The 24,516-nt window shown below is 53.0% G+C and carries 15 protein-coding genes; 14 read left to right on the plus strand and 1 reads right to left on the minus strand.

What is annotated here, in order from left to right; genetic code table 11:
• Positions 1 to 8 precede the first annotated feature (8 nt).
• The 14 genes from ACRZ9U_RS19585 (at position 9) to ACRZ9U_RS19650 (ending at position 22,948) form a co-directional block, all read left to right on the plus strand.
• Entirely contained in the window at positions 9 to 1,226 is a 1,218-nt protein-coding gene (locus tag ACRZ9U_RS19585; RefSeq protein WP_170408839.1) for a glycosyltransferase family 4 protein, read from the plus strand.
• A gap of 33 nt (positions 1,227 to 1,259) precedes the next feature.
• A complete protein-coding gene (locus tag ACRZ9U_RS19590) occupies positions 1,260 to 2,186 on the plus strand; it encodes a sulfotransferase family protein (protein ID WP_170408840.1) in 927 nt (308 codons plus the stop codon).
• 45 nt (positions 2,187 to 2,231) lie between these two features.
• Entirely contained in the window at positions 2,232 to 3,287 is a 1,056-nt protein-coding gene (locus ACRZ9U_RS19595; RefSeq protein ID WP_480902754.1) for a glycosyltransferase family 4 protein, read from the plus strand.
• Positions 3,288 to 3,294: 7 nt separating this feature from the next.
• Complete coding sequence (locus tag ACRZ9U_RS19600) at positions 3,295 to 4,662, plus strand: hypothetical protein (protein ID WP_170408842.1); 1,368 nt, start codon at positions 3,295 to 3,297, stop codon at positions 4,660 to 4,662.
• Positions 4,634 to 5,572 (plus strand): sulfotransferase family protein, encoded by a 939-nt coding sequence (locus tag ACRZ9U_RS19605; RefSeq protein ID WP_170408843.1) that lies wholly within the window; start codon positions 4,634 to 4,636, stop codon positions 5,570 to 5,572. Before ACRZ9U_RS19600 ends, ACRZ9U_RS19605 begins: the two co-directional genes overlap by 29 nt.
• Positions 5,569 to 6,447 (plus strand): glycosyltransferase family 2 protein, encoded by an 879-nt coding sequence (locus ACRZ9U_RS19610; protein WP_170408844.1) that lies wholly within the window; start codon positions 5,569 to 5,571, stop codon positions 6,445 to 6,447. The genes ACRZ9U_RS19605 and ACRZ9U_RS19610 overlap by 4 nt, the downstream gene beginning before the upstream one ends.
• Positions 6,444 to 7,637, plus strand: a complete 1,194-nt coding sequence (locus ACRZ9U_RS19615) for a glycosyltransferase (RefSeq protein WP_170408845.1) — start codon at positions 6,444 to 6,446, stop codon at positions 7,635 to 7,637. Before ACRZ9U_RS19610 ends, ACRZ9U_RS19615 begins: the two co-directional genes overlap by 4 nt.
• Positions 7,631 to 8,761: a glycosyltransferase family 4 protein gene (locus ACRZ9U_RS19620; RefSeq protein WP_170746948.1), complete on the plus strand. Its 1,131-nt coding sequence runs from the start codon at positions 7,631 to 7,633 to the stop codon at positions 8,759 to 8,761. Before ACRZ9U_RS19615 ends, ACRZ9U_RS19620 begins: the two co-directional genes overlap by 7 nt.
• A gap of 130 nt (positions 8,762 to 8,891) precedes the next feature.
• Positions 8,892 to 10,103, plus strand: coding sequence for a nucleotidyltransferase family protein (locus ACRZ9U_RS19625; RefSeq protein WP_170408847.1), 1,212 nt, complete (start codon positions 8,892 to 8,894; stop codon positions 10,101 to 10,103).
• Positions 9,998 to 11,908 (plus strand): ABC transporter ATP-binding protein, encoded by a 1,911-nt coding sequence (locus ACRZ9U_RS19630; RefSeq protein WP_170746947.1) that lies wholly within the window; start codon positions 9,998 to 10,000, stop codon positions 11,906 to 11,908. The genes ACRZ9U_RS19625 and ACRZ9U_RS19630 overlap by 106 nt, the downstream gene beginning before the upstream one ends.
• Before the next feature lie 229 nt (positions 11,909 to 12,137).
• Positions 12,138 to 20,081 carry a malectin domain-containing carbohydrate-binding protein gene (locus tag ACRZ9U_RS19635; protein ID WP_170408849.1) on the plus strand — a complete coding sequence of 2,648 codons (7,944 nt, stop codon included), beginning with the start codon at positions 12,138 to 12,140 and terminating at the stop codon, positions 20,079 to 20,081.
• 382 nt (positions 20,082 to 20,463) lie between these two features.
• The gene (locus ACRZ9U_RS19640; RefSeq protein ID WP_170408850.1) at positions 20,464 to 21,075 is read left to right on the plus strand and encodes a polysaccharide biosynthesis/export family protein; all 612 of its coding nucleotides are present in this window, start codon (positions 20,464 to 20,466) and stop codon (positions 21,073 to 21,075) included.
• A 157-nt stretch (positions 21,076 to 21,232) separates the two neighbouring features.
• Positions 21,233 to 22,480, plus strand: a complete 1,248-nt coding sequence (locus ACRZ9U_RS19645) for a hypothetical protein (protein WP_480902761.1) — start codon at positions 21,233 to 21,235, stop codon at positions 22,478 to 22,480.
• Positions 22,481 to 22,633: 153 nt separating this feature from the next.
• Positions 22,634 to 22,948 carry a hypothetical protein gene (locus ACRZ9U_RS19650; protein ID WP_170408852.1) on the plus strand — a complete coding sequence of 105 codons (315 nt, stop codon included), beginning with the start codon at positions 22,634 to 22,636 and terminating at the stop codon, positions 22,946 to 22,948.
• A gap of 94 nt (positions 22,949 to 23,042) precedes the next feature.
• Here the strand turns inward: ACRZ9U_RS19650 and ACRZ9U_RS19655 are convergent, their stop codons facing one another.
• Positions 23,043 to 24,224: a glycosyltransferase family 4 protein gene (locus tag ACRZ9U_RS19655; protein ID WP_480902764.1), complete on the minus strand. Its 1,182-nt coding sequence runs from the start codon at positions 24,222 to 24,224 to the stop codon at positions 23,043 to 23,045.
• Between the last annotated feature and the right edge of the window lie 292 nt (positions 24,225 to 24,516).

Consider the following 24,516-nt stretch of genomic DNA (forward strand, 5'->3'; position numbering starts at 1 on the left):
TGGTTGCAATGTCAGAACAACCGCATAAATCGTTCAAGGTCGCGTTTGGTTCCGTGCCCAAAGACAGTGGTACCTTCACGTTTTATCGCAATATCCGTCCCGCTCTCGCAGCGCGGGGCGTATCGCTTTACTGCGTGACCGTCGGAAAGCCGCAGGCGCAGCTCTGGGAGGAGGCCTATGTGGATGACGGCTGTGTTCGATTGGCCTCGGCCTCCCTGAATATGAAACGACAGGCGCAGGTTTTCACGAAATGGTGCACAGACAACGATATAGACTGTGTCATGGCTATAAACTCCGAAGGTATATTGTCTTCAATCCCGCATTTACCCGCGCATATGCGGGTTTTATCGCGCTGCGCCAATGCGTTTGATCATGGCTATCGCATTACCATGTCAGGCCGGGAGCGATTGGCGCGGATCATAGCCCTGACTCCCCGGTTGCGCGATGACTTGGTCTCCGATTACGGGGCTGATCCTGCGAAACTTGTGCTGATTCCCAACGGTCTTGACGCCGCCAAGTTCGAAACAGCGGCTCAAACTGAGCGTGGCACCGGCGCACAGCTGGAGCTGGGTTTCCTGGGCCGTCTGGAGCACAACCAGAAGGGCGTGATGTATCTACCCGCTATTGCCAATGCACTCAGGGCACGGGGGGTACCTTTCCGGTTGCGGATTGCGGGCAAAGGTGTGGATAGGGCGCGTTTGGAAGAGGTGATGGCCTCGCATCTGGCCGAGGGCCGCGTTGAATTTATGGGAGCACTCACCCCTGCGGAAATCCCGCAATTTTTGGGCGAGACGGATGTCTATCTCTTCACGTCTCATTTTGAGGGTTGTCCTAATGCGCTTTTGGAAGCGATGATGGCTGGATGCGTACCTGTTTGCGGCCTGATCGCTGGAATCACCGACTTTCTGGTTGAGACCGGACGCACTGGATTTATCGAGGAATTGGGTGACGCTGAAGGTTTCGCCAGCACCATCGCAGCTCTGCACGAGGATCGTACGAAGCTTGCGGTACTCAGCCGGGCTACGGCGTCTGAGGCGCGGGCACGTTATACAGATGAGGTCGCAGCCGATGCCTATGCCGCCCTGATCCGAGATGTAATGTCTGAACCTGCACCGAATTGGACACCACGCCCATGGAGCGCATTCAAACCTGACCCCAACTTCCCCGGTTATTGGCGGCACCGCATTCCGGTCGGAATGAAGGCCTTTTTGCGGAGGTTCAGATGATGATATGTACCTGCTTTGTTCAGAGGTTTTTTGATGTTCACACAGCCAAACTTTTTCGTCATCGGCGGCATGCGATGCGGGTCAACAAGCCTGAACCTGATGCTCGAACAGCATCCGGATATCTACATGTCTCCGGTCAAGGAACCCGATTATTATCTGGCCGAAGTGTTTCGGAATATTAAAGACCCGTCACCCGAAGACAGGGATTTCCTGAAGACATTCTTAAAAAAGGGAAAATACCGGACAGGTGAGACCTATCAAAGCCTGTTTCAGAATGTGGGGGGGGCAAAAATTGTGGGCGAAGCCTCACATTATATCTACCATCCTGATACCGCGGCTGAAATTTTCAAAGATTGTCCTGAGGCGCGCATTCTGATCTGCCTGCGCAACCCAGTGGATCGCCTTTTCTCTGAGTATCTTCTGTTCTTGCGTAATGGCACCGAGACAGGTCATTTCTCTGATTATGTAGCGCGCTATGCATCAGGCTATTTAAACGGGAGTAGTCTCAATAAGATCAACGTGCCGAAACTGAACAAGGGGCTTCAAGCCAAGTTTCTGGCTCCCTGGATCGCTCAGTTTGGACGGGATCGGATCAAGCTGGTGTTATTTGATGATCTAAACCGTGCTCCTACGGAAACAATGATGGATATTTTCAGTTGGCTGAAGATTGATGACAGTTTTGTCGTCAAGGAAATTCATGCACAAAAAGGCGGGGCTGCAAAGGCCAAATGGGTGATCCGTGCGATGGATTCAAAACACGCGCAATTGAAGAAAGTAAAGAATCTGATACCCAAGTCCACCAAGGTGAAATTACGGTCTTTGATATTCTCAAAAACTCTGGAGCGTCCGAAAATGGAGGCGCAAACAAAGGCATTCCTCGTGCAATTCTATCGAGATGATATCGAGGAGCTCTCCAATATTGTCGGTAAGGACCTGTCTGGATGGTGCAAAACAAAATAGAATTGCGGAAAATACAAGAAAGATAGCAGAGATATCGTGAGGGTTGTGCAGATCATAAATAGCTTCGGCTATAATAGTGGTGGGGCTGAGCGGTTGGTGCAGGATCTTCATATGGATCTACTTGCCGCTGGTGTAGATGCGCATCTGGTTGCGTTGGAGCGTTGCGAGACGGTTGGGCTGCGCAATGCCGTATCTTTGGGATTTTCGAGTCCCTACAAGCCGGGTATTGTTCTGGCTTTGCGCAAATACCTTAGCACGTTGATCCCAAAGCCGGATGTTGTACACGCGCACCTATTTCCAACCAGCGCCTGCGTTGCTGCGCTCAAGAATATCGGTGCAATCCACTGTCCGGTGGTTTTTACCGAGCACAATACATTCAATAAACGCCGCGGGTCTGCCGTTGGAAAGATTGTCGATCCTCTGATCTACAAACAGTTCAAAAAGATCTATTGTATCAGTGATGGTACGCTCAAAAGTCTGGTGGCCGCTTATCCAACCCTGTCGGACAAAGCAGAGGTAATTTTGAATGGCGCTAGTTTGAGGTTTGACAGTTTCACCAAACGGAGCACAACGGGTCGAGTCAAAATCGTTTCTGTGGGTAGCTTGCGCAGGTCCAAAAATTATTCAGCGGCCTTTGAGGCGCTCGAAGCGCTACCAGAAAACAAGTGTGAATACCGTATTTTGGGTGATGGTGACCTACGAACAGATCTGGAAACTAAGGCGGCGGCAATGAAAACGCCAGTTCGATTTGAAGGGCATGTCAAGGATGTAGGTCCATTTTTGCAGGAGGCCGACATTTTTTTGATGGCTTCACTTTGGGAAGGATTTGGCCTTGCTGCAGTTGAGGGAATGAATGCCGGACTGCCTGTGGTTGCGTCCGACGCCGCTGGATTGCGCGAGGTAGTGGGAACTGACGGGAAATGCGCTCTGCTTGTGCCGCCAACGGAACCGCTGGCGATTGCAGAGGCCCTTGGGATATTGATTGAAGATGCACAGAAACGGCAGAACATGGGAGAGGCTAGTTTCCGGCGTGCGGCATCTTTTGACAAGCGTCTGATGTCCGAAAAGTATATTGCGGCTTATCATGCCGCAGCACGGTAGATCGGCGATGCTTAAGCAGTATTCCCATGGCACGATAGCGTTGGCGGCTTTTGTTTTTATGCTGACCGCTGTTCCCAAGTTGAATATTCGTGTGGGCCCGGTGCCCCTTTATCTTATTGATATTATGATTGTTCTGATTGTCTATTATGCCAGTCGGCGCCCAGGTTTTGGATCCAATGGAAGACCGTTCCAGTGGATTATTATGGCACTGTTTTTATTCACGATGATCGGAGAGTTTGTAGGCTTCATTTATACCGGCTCTATTTTCGAGCATGTTTATCAGGCTGCGCGTATAACATTCGCCTTTTTGGTCTTTTATGCAACCGCACAGCTTATCAGAACGCCCGAAGATCTTGAGCTTGTGATCAAGGCAGCCGCGCTTGGGGTGATTGTCACGGCCTCACTGATGATTTTGACTTCCCTCCCACAAACTCGAAATTTCGTAGTACGGTTTGTCCTCGAAAATACCTTTCTTGATCCTGCAGGGCGGCAGGTGGCTGCATCCTATCTGGATTCAGGTGACACCGGGGTACGGGGGCGAACTTTGGTGGGGGTCTCCATTCTGGGAGCCAGCTTCATCAATCTGTCGTGGCCGCTGGCCGCCTTGCTTTACAGTTGGCCCAAACCGATCGGGCGCTGGCGAACCGTGGCGATGGTGGCGTGTTTTCTGGCCCCTATGGGCGTATTGATGAGCTATTCCCGCGGGCCGATCCTGGGAACCATACTAATTGTTCTTTTCACAGTGTTTCTCGGTCTCAAGAGAATTAGGAAGGGCATCCTTCGACCCGTTGGGTTTGGAATTCTTTTGGTCATGATGGTTGGCGTTAACTCTGAGGTTTTCTTTTTTGATCGCCTGACCAACCGGTCGACAGCGATCTTTGAAAACCCTCTTGAAGACGAGCGGGAATCCGAACGTCTGCTTTCCTACGTAGAGCCATTCGAGCACCTATTTGGCAATCCCGCCTTTCTTTTTGCAGGCCAAGGCGTTGCCATCCTGAAATCTAACACCGTCGTGCCGGAGGTTGCAGGCAAAGCTAATCATGCGCTGTTCGCCATATCTTATTATGCACACGGTATGGGTGCGGCTCTGCTCCATATGTTCTTGCTGGCGAGCGCGTTCTTTTACGCGCTCAGACATGTGAAGGGCAGGCGCTCAGGCATTGGTCAGTATTTCAGTCAGGCTTTATTGGCCTCTGTGGTTGGGATGGCACCTTGGGCAATATTTGGTCACGCGATGGTGACGCAGCCACGCGGGGCCATGATGTTCTATTTTATTTTTGGCTTGCTAGCCGCGCTCAGGCATTTTCCGGTTTATTCGAATACCTCAACAGACAAGGAGACAGGACATGCCTACGGTCGTCATATTACTGTCTGACAAACGCTCTGGCTCAACCATGCTGCAGGATGAGCTGTGCAAACACTCGGGCATCCGTCATGTCGACTATTCGCCCCATACGTATTTTGAGACCCATCATTGGCTGAAGGCGTCCGTGGTTCTGAACCGGCCTGACATGCTCTATTCGGGTTTCAAGCCATATGCTGGTTATGGCTCGCGCGAGAATGCGCGCACTTATTTGATCGATACGCTCAAGGGCAATATGCCCGATTATGAGCCTCCGGAGAATGACACGGAACTGATTTTTGAAGGCTGGGACGCGTTGTGCAAGACCTTTGCCCAGCCGGTTTTCTTTGAGAAATCACCACAAATCCTTGCAGAATGGTGCGCTCTCAGCCTGCTATTGGAATGGGTAGACCGCACGGAGATGGATGTGAAGATCATCGGTCTCGTGCGCAATCCACTGGCGGTCCAATATTCTGCTCATGAATTGTTTTCGACCAATGCAGAGAGGCGCCAGTTCGGTTGGCTTAATATCCAGCGCAACCTTTTGAGCATCCAGTCCATGTTACCACCGGAGACCTTCAAGTTGGTGCGCTACGAGGACATTATCGCGGATCCGAAACAGGGTTTGGCGGATCTGTGTGAGTTTGTTGGCGTCGAATACGAGGACGAGATCGGCTCTGCGGTTCATACCTCCTCGAAGGAGAAATGGATGGCCAACGAGAATTACACGCTGCAGCTTGACCACTCGGTCAGTCAGATTGCCAAGGCCTTCGGCTATCAGGATCTGGAACTGATCAATCCGCACAAACCGACGGCAGCCACTATTGCCGCCATGCAGCCCGATCTGAAGACCCGTATCAAAAAACGCATGGTCCGCATGCGCGACCGGGTGGTCCGACCTGTTTATCTGAAACTCAAAGCGTCGCGGGCTACAAAAAAATGAATAATACCAAATGTCCAAGTCTTGGAGTTGTCTCGATCTCTTATAACGAAGAACGGGACATCGGTGGCTTTCTGGAAAATCTCGCCCATTGGGTCGATGAGATCGTTATCGTGGATGACGGCTCAACTGACCGAACCGAAGAGATTGCGAACGCCTATGGTAACAAGGTCAAATTCCTCAAAAGTCCGCGCGAGGAAGGCGAATACTTCAGTCATCAGCGCAACAAGGGGATTGATGCAGCCACCAGCGATTGGTTGCTGCATATGGATATTGATGAGCGCGTCAGCCCAGAACTTGCCAAAGAAATCCATGAAGGCATTACCGATATGGGAAAGGATGGCTACCGCTATAGGCGGCTGAACTATTTCATGCACCGCCCCATGAAGGGTGGTGGTTGGCGGGACTGGAATTTGGTCCATCTGGCGCGGCGGGATAAATTCCGCTTCGGTGGCATGTTCCACGAAAGTTGCCTGATAGATGCGCCCGCCGAGCGAATTGGTCAGTTGAAAGGGCTGATGATCCATTTCAACGAAGACAATTTTGAAAAGCGCATCCGCAAAAGTGCAACCTATCTGGAAGAGGTTACCAAAGGCGTCGAAAGTCGTGGCCGCCCGGTCAAATGGATTGACGTAGTGGGGCGCCCGTTCGCGGAATTTGTCCGCAAATATCTGGTAAAGCGCGGGTTTCTGGATGGTACGCCGGGCTTTATCTCAGCCGCACATTCAGCCACAGCAATTTTCAGGGCGAATGCGGTTGTCTGGGATCGGCAGAACGCGATCGCACGGGAGCAACTTGATAAAGACCTTAATGAGATGTGGGCGGGTACGTCTGTTTTGACAGCGGCATCGGACCCGCAAAAACCTGCCGCCGAATGACTTTGGCCCCGCATATCCTGTTCCACCGACCGACATTATGGAGTTCGGACATCCAGTGCTCGACCAAGGTTCTGGCCCGGTTGTTTGGGCAGCGCGGGTTTGATGTGAGCTATCTGGAAAACCCGCTTGATCCAGTGCACCTCTTGCGCGGAAAGGGCTATGTGCAGGAGTGGAAGAAGGCTCCGTACACAGACAGAAGGGTGCGGGTCCTGAATTTGGCCACGCCCGTGCCGGTTCGTGATGTCTGGCCCCTGAACACCTCCAACGCGTCTTATTTGAAATATAGACTTATGATGCCGTCGCTCCGGACTTGCGTAACCGGGCAGGGGAGGTCTGAACCCGACCTCATATGGACTACCGTGCCGGGCAGCGTTGCGGCGCTGAAAAGGATTTTTCCCCAAGCGCAGGTCATCTTTCATGTCGTGGATTACTATCCGGCTTTTCGGGGGGCAGCGGTTGTACCGCTGGAGCGTCGGGATTATGCGCAGGCGGACGCAGTCTACGTTATTGGCACAAGCCTGCAAACTTATCTGGTAGAAGATCTGGGCATTCCTGCCGCCAAGGTGACGGTCTTGGGGCAGGGGGCCGAGCTGGAAATCTATCGCACGGAAATTGCCGCCCCGGATGAGGTCGCGCATCTGCCCCACCCCCGAGCTGTCTGGTGCGGTGTGCTGGCAAAGGGCGACCCGGGCCTTTTTGGGGCGCTTGCCAAAGAGATGGGGGCACGAGGTGGATCATTGATACTGATCGGTCCACAGGCGCAATGGGCGCACGATCTGGCGAACCAGATGCCCGGCACGGTCTTGCTTTTGGGTCCGAAAGCTCCGCCCGATTTACCCGCATACCTCAAGGCTGCAGATATCGGCGTGATGCTCTATGACCGCGGGCGGCAAGAGGTTTATCGCGGACAAAACCCGCTCAAACTTTATGAGTATACCGCTGCCGGTCTTCCCGTGCTCTCAACCGCCCATGATGAATTCGATGCGCTACACCCGCCTGTAACGCAGATCGGAACAGAAGCAGACATTGCGCCTGCGATTGAGGTTATCATGGCTGACACGGACGATCAGAAAGCCGCAGTATCTGCATTTTCCGCCCGACACAGCTGGCAGGCGAAGGTGGACACGATCATAAAGCGATTTTTTCCGGATATTTCAAATCAGCAGCAGAGGCATAGCGTGCAGTGTTAAATGTTGCCTATTTTTCAAACCAGTTTGCGACATCTCAAGGGCATGGCATCACCCGTTACGCGCATGAAATGTATAAGGGGTTGTGCAAGCTCGATGATCTTGCCATCCGGCCTGTGGCGGCTTGGTCCTCGTTGTCGCCCGAAAAACTGTCTGCCCTGCAGGCGGATACAGGGCTTGAATTGATTAAATTGGGGCGCAGACTGACACCGTTGGCCTGGCATTATCTCGATATGCCTACATTGGAGCGGTTGATTGGCGGGCCCGTGGATGTGGTCCATGCGGTCTCGTTGGGATATGCGATTGCCACGCGGAAACCTTACGTGGTGACGGTTCATGATCTGGGGCCACTTACACATCCAGAGTATTTCACCAATACCAAGCCCTGGATCATGGAGAAAAGCCTGCGGCAGGCCGAAGCCCGTGCCGACGCGATCGTCTGCGTTTCGCAGTCTACAGCAGACGAGGTTGAGGGCTATCTTGGTGCTCATGTCGCCGATCGCATCCGCGTGATCAAAGAGGGGGTTTCTCCGGAATTCTTCGTGCCAAGCGATATGGCCTGCCTGGCGGGTTTGAATCTTCCACCGGATGATGTGCCCGTCATTCTGACGGCGGGCAAGATCAGCCCGCGCAAGAATGTACAGGGTGTTCTACGCGCGCTCAAGCAGGTGCAAGATACGATTGACCATCATCTGGTTCTGGTTGGTGGTGCGGGGTGGGAAACCGAAACCGTGCTCAGAGAACTGGATGACGGTAGCCTGATGAACCGCGTTCACCTGCTGGATTATGTGACCGACGAACAGCTCCGGGCATTATATCGGCGGGCGTCGCTCTATATCCACCCTTCGCTCTATGAGGGTTTTGGGCTGACAGTGCTCGAGGCAATGGCCTCGGGCGTGCCGGTGATCACATCGAACACGTCATCCCTGCCGGAAGTGGCTGGAGATGCGGGTCTGCTTGTTGACCCAGAAAACGTTGCCGAGATTGCACAGGCCATATATTCCATCTGCACGGATACGGCCCAGCGAGAGGCAAAAATTGCGGAAGGCCTGGAACGTGCGGGCCTGTTCTCATGGGATGAGTGTGCCAGAGAGCTACAGGATTTGTTTATTGATGTGGGGCGCTGAGGGCAGGAATTTGATTATACAATATAGAACTTCAGGAAGATCAGGGACGACAATATTTTTCCGCTCGTTTGTGAAAAAATACCTCGCTCAGGCGCAGGGCGATTTGGCCACGCCGGAACTCGAGGTCTGAATGGAACAGATGCAGTCCATTCCGGCACCGATTTGCGATGCGCTTCTGTTTCTATCCCGGGCTGTTATTCCACCTCAAGACATGGACCGCGCGCGCGTGCTTTGCGCGCGCGTCCAGGACTGGCCGAAGCTCACGGATATCGCTCTGCGCAAGTTCAGCCTACCACTTGTCTACCGAAATTTGCAGAGCTTAAAGCTGGACGAGACCTATGGCCCCATGCTTGATGACATGCGCGCGCAGGTTTTGCCCCTTACTTTTGGCGCGCTGCGTGTTCTGGCCGCGCAGCGGAAGTTTCATAATGATTGCGTGGCTCCGCTCGATCTGGCCCATGTCTATCTCAAGGGGCCCAGCCTTGCTGCGCGCTATTATGATGATCCGGGTCTGCGCTTTGCGCGCGATATAGACATTCTTATGTCGCGCGATGATCAGAGAAAACTTGTGCACCAGGCGCTGTCCAAGGGTTATCAGATCGCCGATGGGAACGACCTGAAGGGATGCCAGATCAGCAATCGTGATCTCGAGGCCATTCTGAACTATAAGACTGTGGCGACGCTTGTGACGCCGAATAATATAACGATCGAGGTACATTGGAATATCGACAAAAGGCTCGGACTCTTTGAAGTTGGGGAGACATTGCAGCGTCGTGAAATGATCTCTGACGAAGCACTGCGTTACGGCGTCATGCCGACCGCCGATCTCTTTTGCTATGTCTGCTATCACAATACTCGCCACATCTGGTCGCGCCTACACTGGATTGCAGATCTTGATGCGATCATTTCAGATCCCTCTTTCGACCGGAACAAAGTACTGGCACGAGCTGCAGAGTTGGGTCTGCGCTCGAATGCCGAGGCTTGCCTGGAACTGCATGAGATAGCGGTTTCTGGCGATGCCAGTAATTTGGCCAAAGGCGGCAGCCGGGGTGCCGAGCTGGCCGCCGTTTGCCTGAGAAACCTGCCTGGGGATTTGCAGCTGGAATATGACTTGCGTGAGGGTGAGGAGCTTCTAGGGCTGCCGTTCAAGTGGATGGTGTCGCCGGAAGTACGCAAGCGGGCGCGCATCCTGACGCGCCTGTCCCGTGTCTTGCCAGGCTATGACGAATATGAGGCATGGCCCCTGCCGCGCGGGCTTCAGTGGATTTACTATGTTTCCAAACCGCTCGGCATTTTGAAGCGGCATCTGTTATTTTCCCACAAGCGAGATGCTGGTCTGTGAAGTCGAAAGTCAAAGCTGGCCTGACAGTCTGGCCCAAAGTGTTCCGCTTGCTGCGCTACAGCAGCATGAAAATGAGTTTGATCGTCTCTGTCCTGACCGCCATCGAGGTGGTTGTAGGCATCGGTGTGCTCTATGTTATCAAGCTGCTCATAGATGTGATTTCAACCCAGTTCGCCGCTGAAGGAGAGGTCGAGACGGGGCCGGTCTTTCTTTATCTTGTGCTCACGGGCGTAGGTCTTTTGGGCGCGGTGGCCATCCAGACACTGGCGAACCTTGCGCGGACAGCACAGGGCATGTTGGTGTCCGACTATGTCGATCGTGAAATTCACAACCGTGCCATCGGTGTCGATCTGGGGTTCTACGAAAGTCCGGCCTATTTTGATCTGCTCGCACGGGCGCGGGCGGCAGGCTCGCAGCGACCGGCACAGGTGATCTCGACTGTTCTGCTGATTTTCAAAAGTGTACTCTATCTGGTTGCTATTCTTGTGATGCTTGTAGGCATCGAATGGCGGTTGCTGCCGGCCATTCTGGTAGCCATGTTGGCGGTATTGTTCATCCGCTTGAAGTTCACCAAAGCCCTTTTCCAATGGCAGAAGGATCGCGCCCAGTTAGAAAGGCGAGCGAGCTATCTGGACTGGCTGATCACCTCAGATATCCACGCTAAGGAACTGCGGCTTGGCGATTTAGGTACCCATCTCAAAGAGCTTTATTCCAGCCTGAAAAAACGTATGCGGGAGGAGCAATACGCCATTGAGAAACGCAAGGCGATTGCCGAGCTTGTGGTTTCGGGGTTGGGCGCGCTCATCTTTGCGGGCGCTGTATCGTTTCTGGTAATGCGGACGCTGGTGGGGGATTTGAGCGTCGGCGATCTGGTGCTCTTTGTTCTACTATTTCGTCGAGCAGAAAGCAGTGGGCAGGAATTCGTTCGCCATGTTTCCAAACTTTATGATGATCAGCTTTTTCTGGGGCAGTTGTTCGGTTTTCTGTCGGTCGAGCCTGAAATCAAAGCGCCAACAGCACCCAAATCTTTGCCCGCTCCGATCACATCAGGTCTGCACTTTGAGAATGTGACGTTCCAGTATCCCAGCAACAGTGTCCCTGCGCTTGAGGGCATCAACCTGACTGTCAAACCCGGCCAGGTGGTCGCCCTTGTGGGGGAAAACGGATCAGGCAAAACCTCCCTGATTAAGCTGATGGCAAGGCTGTATGATCCAAATCGTGGTCGTATAACACTCGACGGCAAGGATATCCGCGAGTTTGATCCAGTTGCCTACCGCCGGCTATTCAGTGTGATATTTCAGGACTATTCGCGTTATGCCACAACTGTAGCTGAGAACATTCGTTTTGGAGATGTCCGTTTACCAGAAGACAGCCCCAGAATTTTTGAGGCGGCTCGTCGCGCAGATGCGGACAGGTTCATAAGCGCACTGGATCAGGGATATGACACCCCGCTCACCCGGATGTTTGATAACGGGCGCGAGCTGAGTCTGGGGCAATGGCAGCGCATAGCGCTGGCTCGCGCGTTTTTTCCGGCATCGAATTTTATCATTATGGATGAGCCAACAAGTGCTATGGATCCCAATGCAGAATTCGAACTGTTCGAAAATTTTCGCGATAAGATTGGCAACCGTGCTGCTTTAATTATTAGCCACAGGCTATCTACCGTGCGAATGGCGGACTACACCTATGTGCTGGACAACGGTAGAATCATTGAGCAAGGCACCCACGATGAGCTTATCGCCGCCAAGGGTCACTATGCCGGTTTATTTGAGCGACAGGGGCGAAGCTATCGAGAAACGGTTTGAGAATGTTGTCGTGCTCGGGGTATTTTCTTCAAGATAGAATTAATTACAGGTTTTGTTCACAATTGTTTAATGTGGCCGGGAGAATGGCTGAAAGACCTTAACTTTTGGACTCTTTTAGACCATAATTTAGACGTATTTGGCTCGAAGGGTAGCGAGTGCCACCTCAAACGCAGGTCTATTTTTCGACCTGCGCCCCTTCGTTCTGCGGTGTTTGTGAGTGGAGTGTTAGATGGCGTTTTTTAACCCAGATATTTCTTTTGGTGTTACTGGTTTACAAGGCGAAACGGTCAATAATCCGACGGCGCTGGATTTCAGTAAAACTGGAAATCCCACTCTGTTTGTTGCCCAGCAGGACGGCAACATATGGCGTTTGGAAATCGAACGTCAGGCCGATGGCGCCGATGCTGATTCTCTGCCGGATTTTGTCGTCACTGACTCAACCCTTATCAGTGATGTGAAGACCGATACGCAAAACTACAATGATGACGGGTCGATCAACACCACGACCAATCGTCAGATGACCGGGCTGATCACAAGCACTGACGCCGACGGTAACGATGTTCTTTATGTTAATTCATCCGACTGGCGAATTGCGGTTGGGAATGACGCCAATCTTGGCACCAACTCCAGCCAGATTCACAAGATCACCCTGGACCCTGATACGGGTGAGGTCCTGTCAAATGTTGCTATCGTGCGTGGCTTGCCGAGGTCGGAGGAAAACCACTCGGTCAACGGGTTCGATATCGCGATTGATCCGGTAACCGGGCACGAGATGCTCTGGGTGGCTGTCGGTGGGAATACCAACAATGGCGCCCCAGGGAATAACTTTGCCGGAACGGTCGACTATCCCTATTCCGGAACGATCCTGAAGATCGATCTGACTGTTCTTGAAGGCTACGATGTCCAGGTGGATGGCAATGGCGACCAGTATATCCTGGACCTGCCCACGCTGGATGACCCCACGCGACCAAATGTCGACCTGTCGACCCTGAATATTTTGAATCCCGAGGATGCTCCTAATTTTACCCTGGATGACAACGGGACAGGTACAAACGGTGAGCTGAACCCGGATTGGGCTGGTGGCAACAATGGCCTGAACGCAGCCAAGGTTGTTGATAAAATTCTGGTCAGCATCGGCGGTCAGCTTCAGTTTGTGGACAATCCCCTGCAGATACATTCGCCGGGATATCGCAACCCGTATGATGTGGAAATTACCGAAGCCGGTGAGGTCTTTACCTGGGATAACGGGCCCAACACGGGTTGGGGCGGTCAGCCGATTCCATTCGTGGATGATACGCCGGGTGACGCCATCAATTATGTCCAGGACTGGACTAAAGAGCTTGCGACAAACCTGTTCAATGAATCCGGATCACAAGGTTTCGGAGACCAGTTGCACTATGCCGGGGACACTTCGGATGAATTTGGTCCCTACGGTGGATTTGCTTCTCCGATACGGGCCGCTGCGGCTATTCTGGCGGCTACATTTGATGCGGATGGCAATTACATCCCCGGCGCAGGTAATCCCCTGCTGAACATAAATGGCGATGTGATCTTTGCCAATGAAACAGAAGCGCAGGCCTATCTTGCATCGCTCCTGATTGTGTATGAAGAGCAAGGCGATGGGAATTGGGTCGATGTTAGTGGCACGACCGGGCTTCCGGCAGACCTTTACGATATAGTCTCGGGCTATAACTGGATTCATCCGGGAAGTTCGCTCAGCGATCCGACAGCTTATTATGACGGCACAAGCGTTCAGGACGGCACAATCTATTCCCCTGAATCTCAACTTTTTGATGACAGCGCTGATGGTTCGTTAAAAACGGTCAATGCCTCTACAAACGGTTTGGCGGAATACACCGCCTCGAATTTTGACGGTGCCTTGAACGGAGTCATTGTTGCAGCGTCCTTCAATGGCAATCTCTACTTTGAAAAGCCCGTTGATACAGATGGTGACGGACGTACGGATGCGGTCCAAAGCCTTGGGACAATCAACGGGTTTGGATCAACACCGCTGACAGTCGCCACTCTGGGGGACAACGGGTTAGGTACGTTCATTGATAACGACGGTGACGGGATCGATGATTTTGCGGGTCTGATTGTCGCGGGGACTTACGGCGCCGACAATGTGACATTCTTTGTTCCCGGCGGACAGGCCGTTGATCCAAGTACGGACCTTGACCTTGATGGTCAGGACAACATCAATGACAGTCATGTTGGCGATCCGCTGGACGGTCGTGGTGTCGTTGTGGGGGCAAATGAGACCCTGACCTGGCAGTTCGAACTGAGTACACCAACCACACCTCCTGGTGCGATCCCCAGCGGTGACAGCATTGCTGGTGACATCGGAATTAACGCGGTCTGGCGTAATGGGGTTGATTCTCAGGTAACCTCCGATGGCACGTCGGCCCTTTACAATCCTGGCATCTGGAATCTGGGTGGGGCGTCCACCTTTGTCAGCATTGATGTCGCGGATACCGGTAATGCGGTTGGTACTGCAAACGACCAGGCGGATGTTCTGGGGATCGGATTTGAAATTCAGGATAATCTGAGCGGTCTCACGATTATGAGCGAAATGCTGAACGTGTTCAGCTATACGCCAAATACGGATGCCTCCAAGACCTGGGACGGTGGCGAGAAATTCGGCCTGATGGTCGGGCCCGGAGACCAGACCACTTTTGTGGAAGCCACCATTGCAGTGGACGCAAGCAGTGGAACACCAAAGTTTGGCCTGCAGCTTGTTGTTGAAGAAAACGATGTTCCGAACACGGTATTTGTTGAAATTCCCGGCATCGATAATCCTGTACGAGGTATCGCAGACCCCAATCTGCAAATCGCGCTTGATGTTGATCTGACACTTGGCGCGCCGTCGATCTCGGCGCGTGCACGATACGTCGACGATGGAGCGTTCACCGATTGGGTGAGCACGAGTGCGCTGTCACTGCCTGATGATGTAAGAGAGGCAATCCTCGGGCAATATAACAATAACGGAAGCACCACTGGCGCCGTTGTGGGTCTTGTCTCATCCGCGCCAGCTGGAGATGACAGTTTCGCCGCGTCCTGGGATTGGGTCGAAGTCACTGGTCAGGATGCTGTCGAAACCGCAGGCACGGTACTTTATCGCTGGAACGCCGGCGATTCAGATGTGGCTGCAGTTGATGGTGGTCTGGACTGGGTTGCGGACGCTTCTGTTGTCGTTGGCGGCCCCACGAAGGTCTACTCAGGCAACATCGCCATACTGGACCCCAGCGCATCGCAATATACGATTCCAACCGGTATCTTCACGCAGGAACGCTGGGATCCTTCAAATGGCGCGGAGATGGGTCTTGAGTTCGGCGATGGTACTCTGGAGTCCGGCACGTATGCGGTCCGGCTTCTTATGGGTGATGCGTTCTTCAATCAGACCGGTTCGCGGGTGTTTGACGTATCGATTGAAGACCAGTTGTTCCTGGACGATCTTGATCTTGTTGCAAACTTCGGTCCGGATGCTGGCGGCGTGTTTGAATGGGTCGGTCAAGTCACTGACGGGACCATCGATATCGACTTCCAGCGTGTCATTGAGAACCCGCTGATTAATGGTGTCGAAATTGTTCAGCTCAACACGACACCTGTTGATCCGGTTGTTTCGGCAAATGCCGGGAATTTCTCGGAGACAGATGGCACGGTCTCTCTGAGTATAACCTCTGCAACAGCGGTTCCTTCCGGGCAAACAATCGATGTGAACTTTGAGTTGCGCCCCATTACAGGCGGCGCGACTCCAGAACTGGACTATACATCTGCCGGCCTGACCTATGACGCCGTAACCGGCTTCTATTCCGGAAGTGGCCAGATCGCAGAGGGCCAGACAACGCTCGATATTATTGTCGATCTGCTGCCCGATGCCGAGATTGAGGGCCCGGAGGCATTTGAGCTTCACGTGACAAGTGTCAGCGGTGCAAGCGCTTCGATCGGAACGGCTGTTGCGACCATCACAATCGACGACCTCGAAGACAGCGTAAACGGAACAAACGTCGGAGATTTCTCAGATGATGGCCTGAATCCGACCGCCGTTAATCTGACGCAAGGCGACACGGTTCTGGTCTCTACTCAGGATGGCGATCCCACCCGGGATTATGACTACGTGACAATCATCGTTCCAACGGGCCATGAGCTCACCTCTTTGACCCTGAGCGACTATGCCGACTACGATGCGAGCATTACCAATGCCAGCTTCCTTGGCCTTCAAGCGGGTGCGCAGTTTACCGAAACCCCGGCAAATCCTGACGCATCGAATCTCCTGGGCGGGGTGATTTACGACGAATTTGCCATCGGCAGTGATCTTCTGGTCAATATGGCTGATGGCGTTATCGAAAATGCAGGTGGCGTAGGCACAATTGGCTTTACAACGCCACTTGGTGCCGGAAGCTATACTCTTTGGTGGAGCCAGGGCGGTTCTCCGACAACCTCAACGATTACGGCAACAGTTGATGCCGTGGATATCCCCGGCAACAGCGCGCCGGTTATATCTTCGGTTTCTGATGTTGTGGTTGACGAGCTGAGTTCGGCGACAGTGCAGGTTCTGGCGACGGATGCGGATGCGGGTGATGTGATCACGCTTTCCGTGGCGCTGGAGGATTCCAGTGGCACACCGGTCGTCGGCTACAGCTTTACCGACAATGGTGACGGGACGGGCGATTTCAGCTGGTCCACACCGGATGTCTCGCCTACCAGTGCTTATACCGCCACGATCACCGCCTCTGACGGCGTCAATCCGGATGTGACATCGAGTTTCGACATCACCGTCAACGACCTGGATGCGCCGGTTGGCGGCACGGTTCTGTATCGTTGGAACGGCGGCAATTCAGATGTGGCCGCGGTGGATGGCGGCCCGGACTGGGTTGCGGACACCTCGGTTGTCGTGGGCGGGCCCACGAAGGTCTATTCTGGCAATGTTGGAAATCTGGATGCCAGTGTGGATCCGGCGTCTGTCCCGGCTGGCTTGTTCACTCAGGAACGCTGGGATCCTTCGAGTGGCGCAGAGATGGGCCTTGAGTTCGGCGATGGCGCTCTGGCGTCGGGCACATATGCGGTGCGGCTTCTTATGGGTGAGGGCTTCTTTACCCAGGCCGGTTCCCGTGTGTTTGACGTATCGATTGAGGACCAGCTGTTCCTGGACGATCTTGATCTTGTCGACAGCCTTGGTCCGGATGCCGGCGGCATGTTCGAGTGGGTCGGAGAGGTGACCGATGGCACAATCGATATCGACTTCGACCATGTCGTCCAAAACCCGCTCATCAATGGCGTCGAGATCATTCAACTTGGTACCTCCACCTCCCCTGTTTCCAGCCTTTCTGTGACCCCATCGAGCGGGTCCGAGGATGCAGGTACGCAGGTGACGATCACCGTGACCACTTCGGTTGCTGTAACCGGCGATCAGACCGTAGACCTTGGCCTGAGTGGCAGCGGGATTTCGGCCTCGGATTTCACGGCAGCAATTCCTGCCTCAATCACTATTCCGGATGGCACCGATACCGCCAGCATCACACTCAACATAGCGGACGATGCGGATATCGAAGGTCTTGAGACGGCAACCTTCACACTCTCCAACCCCTCGGCGGGGATTGTGCTGGGAACCACCGTTTCGGATACGCTGGATATCATCGACAATGATGCGCCCGCCAACCAGGCACCCAGCTTCACATCTTCTTCGGACTTTGGCGTCACCGAGAACACGACGACCGTTGGTACAGTTAGCGCGACTGACCCGGAAGATGATGCTATCCAGTTTGCCATTGCGGGCGGTGCGGATGCCGGTCTCTTCACAATCGATCAGACATCCGGGGTGCTGAGCTTTCTGACGGCCCCGGATTTTGAAACCCCCGCTGATACCGGCGGAGACAATATCTATAACGTGACCGTCAGCGCGTTCGACGGCACAAACACAGTCACCCAGGACATTGCGGTGACCGTTGCGGATGATCCAAATGAAACGAGTACCGGTGCCGCAACATTGTCAGTCAATGCAGGAAGCAACGACGTCCAAATTTCCAACTTTGGGAACAACTCGTTTGTCGTTACCAATGTTGGGTCGAAAGCAATCTCGTCTATCGAGATCGATGTAACGAATGCGCTTTATCCCGATAGCGTGTTTGATCCGTTTGGCCTTGCCGGTGATACAGCCTCCAAGCCGCTTCAGATCAATAGCAATGGAAACACTGGCGTACAGACACCCACGAATGCATCTTATATCGGAGCCGGAGGAACGGACGGATATTCCGGCATTGTGCTCACCTTTGATCCGCTGGTAAACGGCGGGTTCGAAAGCGGCGAGACACTGGGTTTTTCCGTTGATATGGACCCGAACTCTGTTGCCGGGGCCGGAAAAACACTACTCGATAGCGGTTCCTCTCCATCATGGGATGTGGGTGGCGTATCCGGTGCGGAACTGATCGGGTCGTCGTTTACAATCACCTTCGCCGATGGCTCCACCGCGACCGGTCAACTCCAGAGTGACGGTTCCCAGGGGGGCTCGGTTGGTCTGGCGGATCAGGCCTCTCCAAACACGGCCGTCCAGCTTAACGTAAATGGCCTTTCCGAAGGCGCGATCGGTACATATGACGCCACCGGTCCAACAGTGGTCGTCAGCGGACCAGCCGGCGCGACCGCGCGGATTGTTCTGACCAAAGGTTTCATTCAACCCGTCACCAACAACTTCACCGATCCTTACAAGTCGCAACTTGATGCGCAGCTTGCGGCCCTCGCGCTTGCCAATTTCCCGGCAAATAACGCCGTCGAGTTTCAGACTGTGGATGTCCTGCTTGATGGTACAAATCAGGATATTACCAACCTGTTCGATTTTGCTGATATCGCCCTTTACGACTTTGTCGGAGAAGATCAGCTTCCGCTGGGATTTGTGGCCAGTGTCATTGATACAAGCAACAACGACCTTCCGCTGGGTGCAGTTACGGCTCCGATCTATCTGGAATACAGCACCGATACCTCTCCTGTTGCCAGCCTTTCCGTGACCCCATCAACCGGATCCGAGGATGCTGGTACTCAGGTTACGATCACCTTGACCACCTCGGTTGCTGTAACCGGCGATCAGACCGTCGATTTGGCCTTGAGCGGTAGTGGGGTTTCGGCTACCGACTTCACGACGGCAATCCCTACCTCAATGACCATTCTGGACGGTACCAATTCTGCCAGTATTACACTCAACGTGGCAGACGATGCGGATATCGAAAACCTCGAGACGGCGACGTTCACAATCTCCAACCCGTCCGCGGGAGTTGAGCTTGGGACAGCGGTGTCGGGTACGCTTGATATCACCGACAACGATGCACCTGCCGGCAACAGCGCGCCTGTGATAACCCCGGTGTCCGACTTGGTCGTTGATGAGTTTCAGTTTGCAAATGCCCAGGTTGTGGCAACGGATGCGGATGCGGGTGATGTGATCACGCTGTCCGTGGCGCTGGAGGATTCCAGTGGCACGCCGGTCACCGGATATAGCTTTACTGACAATGGCGACGGTACCGGCGATTTCAGCTGGTCCACACCGGATGTCTCGCCAACCGGCGTTTATACGGCCACGATCACCGCCTCTGACGGGGTCAATCCGGATGTCACGTCCACCTTCGACATCACCGTCAACGATCTGGATGCGCCGGTCGGCGGCACGGTTCTTTATCGTTGGAACGCTGGCAATTCCGATGTGGCCGCGGTGGATGGCGGCCCAGACTGGGTTGCGGACACTTCGGCTGTCATTGGCGGGCCTACCAAGGTCTACTCTGGCAATGTTGCAAATCTGGACGCCGGCGTGGACCCAGCGGTTGTTCCGGCAGCCCTTTTCACGCAAGAGCGCTGGGATCCATCAGGTGGTTCGGAGATGGGTCTCGAGTTTGGCGATGGCAGTCTTGAATCTGGCACCTATGCGGTGCGTCTCTACATGGGTGATGGATTCTTCACCCAAGCCGGTTCACGGGTGTTTGACGTGTCAATAGAAGACCAGTTGTTCCTGGACGACATAGACCTTGTTGCAAGCCTTGGTCCAGATGCTGGCGGAGTATTCGAATGGGTCGGCCAGGTCACCGATGGGACCGTCGACATCGATTTCCAGCACGTTGTTCAAAACCCGCTGGTCAACGGGGTCGAGATTGTACTACTCGATACCGGTGCTGATGAATTTGCCTTTATTTGAGCTGAGCTTTGATCACCATCCCTGACTTAGTGTCCGGGATGAAGGGCCATTTGTCTCTAAGGGTTAGCGGGATTCGGCGCTCCGCAGGTTCAGTTGGGGGGTGCCGACTCTGCGCCCCCCTGAGGCTCCATCATTCATAGCGAAAGTCCGCGAGGTGGATTTTCATAGTCTTCGGTGTCAGATCGCGCGCGCGCCGGGCGCGAAGCCCGCGTTTAGCTCAGCTATCTTAGACAGCCTAATGACGGGCAAACAGATCCAAACGCCAAAACCGTGATGTAATCAATACATTGGCCCAATGATTTTAAGACTACATTGCCTTGCGGATTGTTTTGCCAAGGCAGTTTTGCGACAACCACTAATAAAGGCGATGGAGGCGTCTACTATGAAATTTTTTAATCTGATCTCCTTTGTTGTGGTTTTGTTGATCAGTGCAGTGACGGCCAATGCGCAGGGTGACTACCGCATCAGACCGGGCGATGTGCTACAAATCGAAGTGCTGGAAGATCCTAGCCTTAACCGGGCGGTTACTGTTTTACCCAATGGGCAGATCACCTTCCCATTTGTAGGTACCGTCCGAGCGGGCAGACAGACGGTAAGTCAGGTGCAGACCTCATTGCGCCAGGGGCTCAGCTCCAATTTCACTTCCCCTCCAACAGTTTTTGTCGGTGTGCAACCGTTTCTGGACCTCAACGCAACGACACAAACTACAACCGGCCCGACAATTGATGTCTATTTTGTTGGAGAAGTGAACAACCCTGGAGTGATCCAGGTTGAAAGGGGCACGACCCTACTGCAGGCAGTGGCTGTCAGCGGTGGTGTTTCGCGTTTTGCAGCAATCAAGCGTATCCAGTTGCGCCGAACCGATCCGCGCACGCGTGTCCAGCGAGTAACAATTCTTAACTATAAGGCTCTGGCAAACGGAGCTGTAACAACAGATATCGAGCTTAAGGATGGTGATGTTATTCTGGTCCCGGAACGGCGTTTGTTCGAATAACCGACCCGCGCAAAAGAAAAAAAGTTTTACCGTGCAGCGAGGGGCGGTGGCTGTCACCCTCATTTGCTGTGCCGGAGTTGTAGTTCACGCACAGGGTGTGCCTTCTGCAGAGGAATCCCCTTCAGGACTCCTTGCGACCTTCGATGTTTCGCAGCGCTTGGAGTACAGCGACAATCCAGATCTGGATGTCGATGGCACTTCTGATTTTTATGGGCGCACCGTTCTGGACTTTGGTTTGGAAAGTGTCACGAACATCCAGCGCTTTTCGCTAAATCTTGGAACTGATATTGAAGAATTTCGCGAGGATAATCCGAACAGCTTCGACTTCACGAACACATTTGCGACGCTTTCCTACGACAGGACAACTCGCAATGCCTTTTTCGGAGCGGATGCACGGTATCGCGAATCTGATACCGACTCGACGTTCTCTGACGAGGATTTCGATCAGGACAGTAGTATCATCAATCAGGATAGCGGTACACGGGTCAGCTATGGTTTCGCTTTGGGCGGGGCCGTCGGCGAGGAGGGGCCGCTGGGGGCCAGTTTCGACTGGGATTATAACGAGATAAGATTTAGGGATACCGACGACCCCGGCCTCAGTGACAGCACACAGAATGATATCTCTGGTCAGGTCGATTTCCGGATCAACCCGCGTATCACATTGGGTTTGACAGCCGGCTACAATAACTTCACCACTGAAGCCGTAGACGGTACAAACCGCAAAACCAGACGCCTTGGGTTGGCGACCGAACTTGAGTTGAGTTCCGTCCTGACAGTGGATGCCGAGCTGAGCCACGACCGAATTGAACGGACCGGCGGGACAGAGCGGGACGACGATGGCATTAGTGGCGAGATCGAGTTCACGCGAGCGCTACCCAACGGCACCATTGGATTGCGCTATGCATCAGAGGTCTTTGCGAACGTCGACGGTCGGCGGTCTTTCCTGAGCGTAAGTCGGGACATGGACCTGCCCCGCGGTGCTCTAGCCGTGTCACTAGGGGTGACAGGCACCGATGCGGTTGGATCAGATCCGTTAGTAGAGATTGACTACATATATGAGTTACCGGCCGCCCAACTGAGCTTTGGTTTAAGTCAACGAGTTGTGGTCGACGAAGATGACAACGAAGATATCAATACCTCTCTGCGTGCCGCATACGATCAGGAGATCAACAGCCTGTCCGGCTTCGGGATCAACGTAGATTTTTTCGACCGTAACGATCTGGGTGAAAGCAGCAACGATGGCCAGAGACTGGATGTTGGGCTAACCTACCGCCATGACCTGACCCGGGATTGGGCGCTTGAGGGCGGGATCACGCATACTTTGCTGACCGAGGAAGTGCAGGAGGACCGGTCGCGTACGACCCTCTTTGTCGGGTTGGAAAGATCCTTCAACTTTTCACCCTGACCGACTGAGCCTCCCCAAATTCGGACCGGTGCCGGTTCTACCGGTCGTGGCCGTCCTTTTGGAATTTAAGTACGACGCTTCAGGGGCGCCGTTCAAATGGACTTTCAACGGCGCACCCACTATTGTTTAGGCTGTACTTAGTGAGGATTGTTTATGCCAACCTTTAAGACCATTGCTTTAGCCGGCATTTTTGTATTGCCTGCGTTATTCATTTCAACAGCTCATGCAGACACAGTCGGGTGCTACCACTACAAGGGTGAAGTGTACGATTCCTATAAACCCTCCGACTGGGAAAAAGTTACCTCTGACCTGAAAACATGGCTGTCGAAACACAAGAGACATCATCCGTATTACTATACGATGCAAAACAAACTCGTGGATGCCGAGTACAACTTGGAACAGTCAAAGAAATCCAAAAATCACAAGAAAAAACACCGTAAATGTAAAGACGATGTAAGCCCCAGCTAAATCCAGCGGAGGCTTGGTCATTATCGACCACCAAACCACACAGCTTTCCGGAGTTACTGCCCAATCAGGATGAGATGTCCTGACGCTGCCTACATCAACGGCAGACACCAGAGGATAGGATCGAGCGACCGCGATCTATTTCCTGTTCGTCAGAAACTTCCGAAATTGCATCCAAATATTCTTTAAGAACAATAAGTTCGTCAAATTCCTTTTCTACTTTTGCTCTTGCCACAATGGACATCTTCATAATTTCGTCACTATCCAAATCGCAGAAGTTTTCCAGGGCTGTAAGCAGGGAGTTTACATCACAGGGTTTTACCTTGAATCCATTGGCACCATCATCGATAACATCACGACAACCTACATTGTCGGTTGTGATGATTGGGCGCCCCATCGCGCAGGCTTCCAACAGAACCCGAGGTACACCTTCGCCATAGTATGATGGTAAAACCAAACAGTGTGCACTCGCCAACAGTTGATCTATTTCTTCAGGATCGACTGCTCCGTGGTACACCACTAAATTTTTCCTAGCCATTTGATCTAAAATAGAGAAATCAATGTAGGACCCGTGATTGAAGTGCTCTCCGACAATATGAAACTCCGCTATTTTAGATTGATCGGACTTCCCCAAAAAGCGTTGAGCTGCCTCTAGAAACTCTCGCACACCTTTTTCCTTCAGCATGCGTCCGACAAAAATGAATCTGATCGCTCCGCTTGGGAAAGGTTTGACTGAAAACCGTTCCAAATCGACGCCACTGCCAGGGATTCTCTTTGCAACCTCCTTTTCAACGACCTTTTTGTTAACGAACATCTTCATGTCATCAAAGTTTTGAAAGAAAACTCGATAAGAGTACCGAAGTGCTCTTCGGTACAGCCAAACAACGAGCGGCCTCAACACTATACTTTTACCGGAAAATACCTGTCCTGCGCCCGCTATATTGTTTATGACCGGAACCCCTGCTCGCCTAGCAGCAAAGTTCCCGAAAATGTTTGGCTTTACCGTATAATGCAGAGAGGCGACTGGCTTGATTTGTTTCAATAATTTTTCAATTTGCAACGCACATCGTATCTCTGAAATTGGGTTCATTCCATACTGGCTCATTTCTATTGGGTAGTGTTTCACCCCATGATCTAATAAGGATTTGGTACCCTCATCTTCGGGGGACAGGACACAAACATCGTAACCTGCAGCCTGAATTTCTGCGATAAGGCGCATACGAGATTGAGCAACATGTCTTGAGCTGTTGTATACAATAGAAATTACAGGGTTATTCATATAACTCTTTTCCACTTGATGATATTGAGCGTCTCTCCAATAATTGGATGGGGTTCAGCGAATTGTGGCTAATCTTGACTTATTCCCTTTGTTCGGACCACCCGGTTGAAGATTTACCAAGGGTTTGCGTTCAAGGCGGTTCGTCAACCCCTGAACCATTGATCGGCGAGCACTGAGAATCTCTCCCGGCCGCGCTAGGGGTCGAGCTTCGTAGTCACCTCAACGCCAGTCCTCCATTTTATCCGTACATCGTCAAGGCTCATGAACTGCGGCGTATTCTGGCATTCTATCC

It is taken from the genome of Ruegeria sp. D7 (assembly GCF_056534355.1).

What these genes read in the sequence shown, in the direction of transcription:
- ACRZ9U_RS19585 (WP_170408839.1), top strand. Translation starts at nt 9, where the DNA reads ATGTCAGAACAACCGCATAAATCGTTCAAGGTCGCGTTTGGTTCCGTG.
- ACRZ9U_RS19590 (WP_170408840.1), top strand. Translation starts at nt 1,260, where the DNA reads ATGTTCACACAGCCAAACTTTTTCGTCATCGGCGGCATGCGATGCGGG.
- ACRZ9U_RS19600 (WP_170408842.1), top strand. Translation starts at nt 3,295, where the DNA reads ATGCTTAAGCAGTATTCCCATGGCACGATAGCGTTGGCGGCTTTTGTT.
- ACRZ9U_RS19605 (WP_170408843.1), top strand. Translation starts at nt 4,634, where the DNA reads ATGCCTACGGTCGTCATATTACTGTCTGACAAACGCTCTGGCTCAACC.
- ACRZ9U_RS19610 (WP_170408844.1), top strand. Translation starts at nt 5,569, where the DNA reads ATGAATAATACCAAATGTCCAAGTCTTGGAGTTGTCTCGATCTCTTAT.
- ACRZ9U_RS19615 (WP_170408845.1), top strand. Translation starts at nt 6,444, where the DNA reads ATGACTTTGGCCCCGCATATCCTGTTCCACCGACCGACATTATGGAGT.
- ACRZ9U_RS19625 (WP_170408847.1), top strand. Translation starts at nt 8,892, where the DNA reads ATGGAACAGATGCAGTCCATTCCGGCACCGATTTGCGATGCGCTTCTG.
- ACRZ9U_RS19630 (WP_170746947.1), top strand. Translation starts at nt 9,998, where the DNA reads ATGGCCCCTGCCGCGCGGGCTTCAGTGGATTTACTATGTTTCCAAACC.
- ACRZ9U_RS19635 (WP_170408849.1), top strand. Translation starts at nt 12,138, where the DNA reads ATGGCGTTTTTTAACCCAGATATTTCTTTTGGTGTTACTGGTTTACAA.
- ACRZ9U_RS19640 (WP_170408850.1), top strand. Translation starts at nt 20,464, where the DNA reads ATGAAATTTTTTAATCTGATCTCCTTTGTTGTGGTTTTGTTGATCAGT.
- ACRZ9U_RS19650 (WP_170408852.1), top strand. Translation starts at nt 22,634, where the DNA reads ATGCCAACCTTTAAGACCATTGCTTTAGCCGGCATTTTTGTATTGCCT.
- ACRZ9U_RS19655 (WP_480902764.1), bottom strand. Translation starts at nt 24,224, where the DNA reads ATGAATAACCCTGTAATTTCTATTGTATACAACAGCTCAAGACATGTT.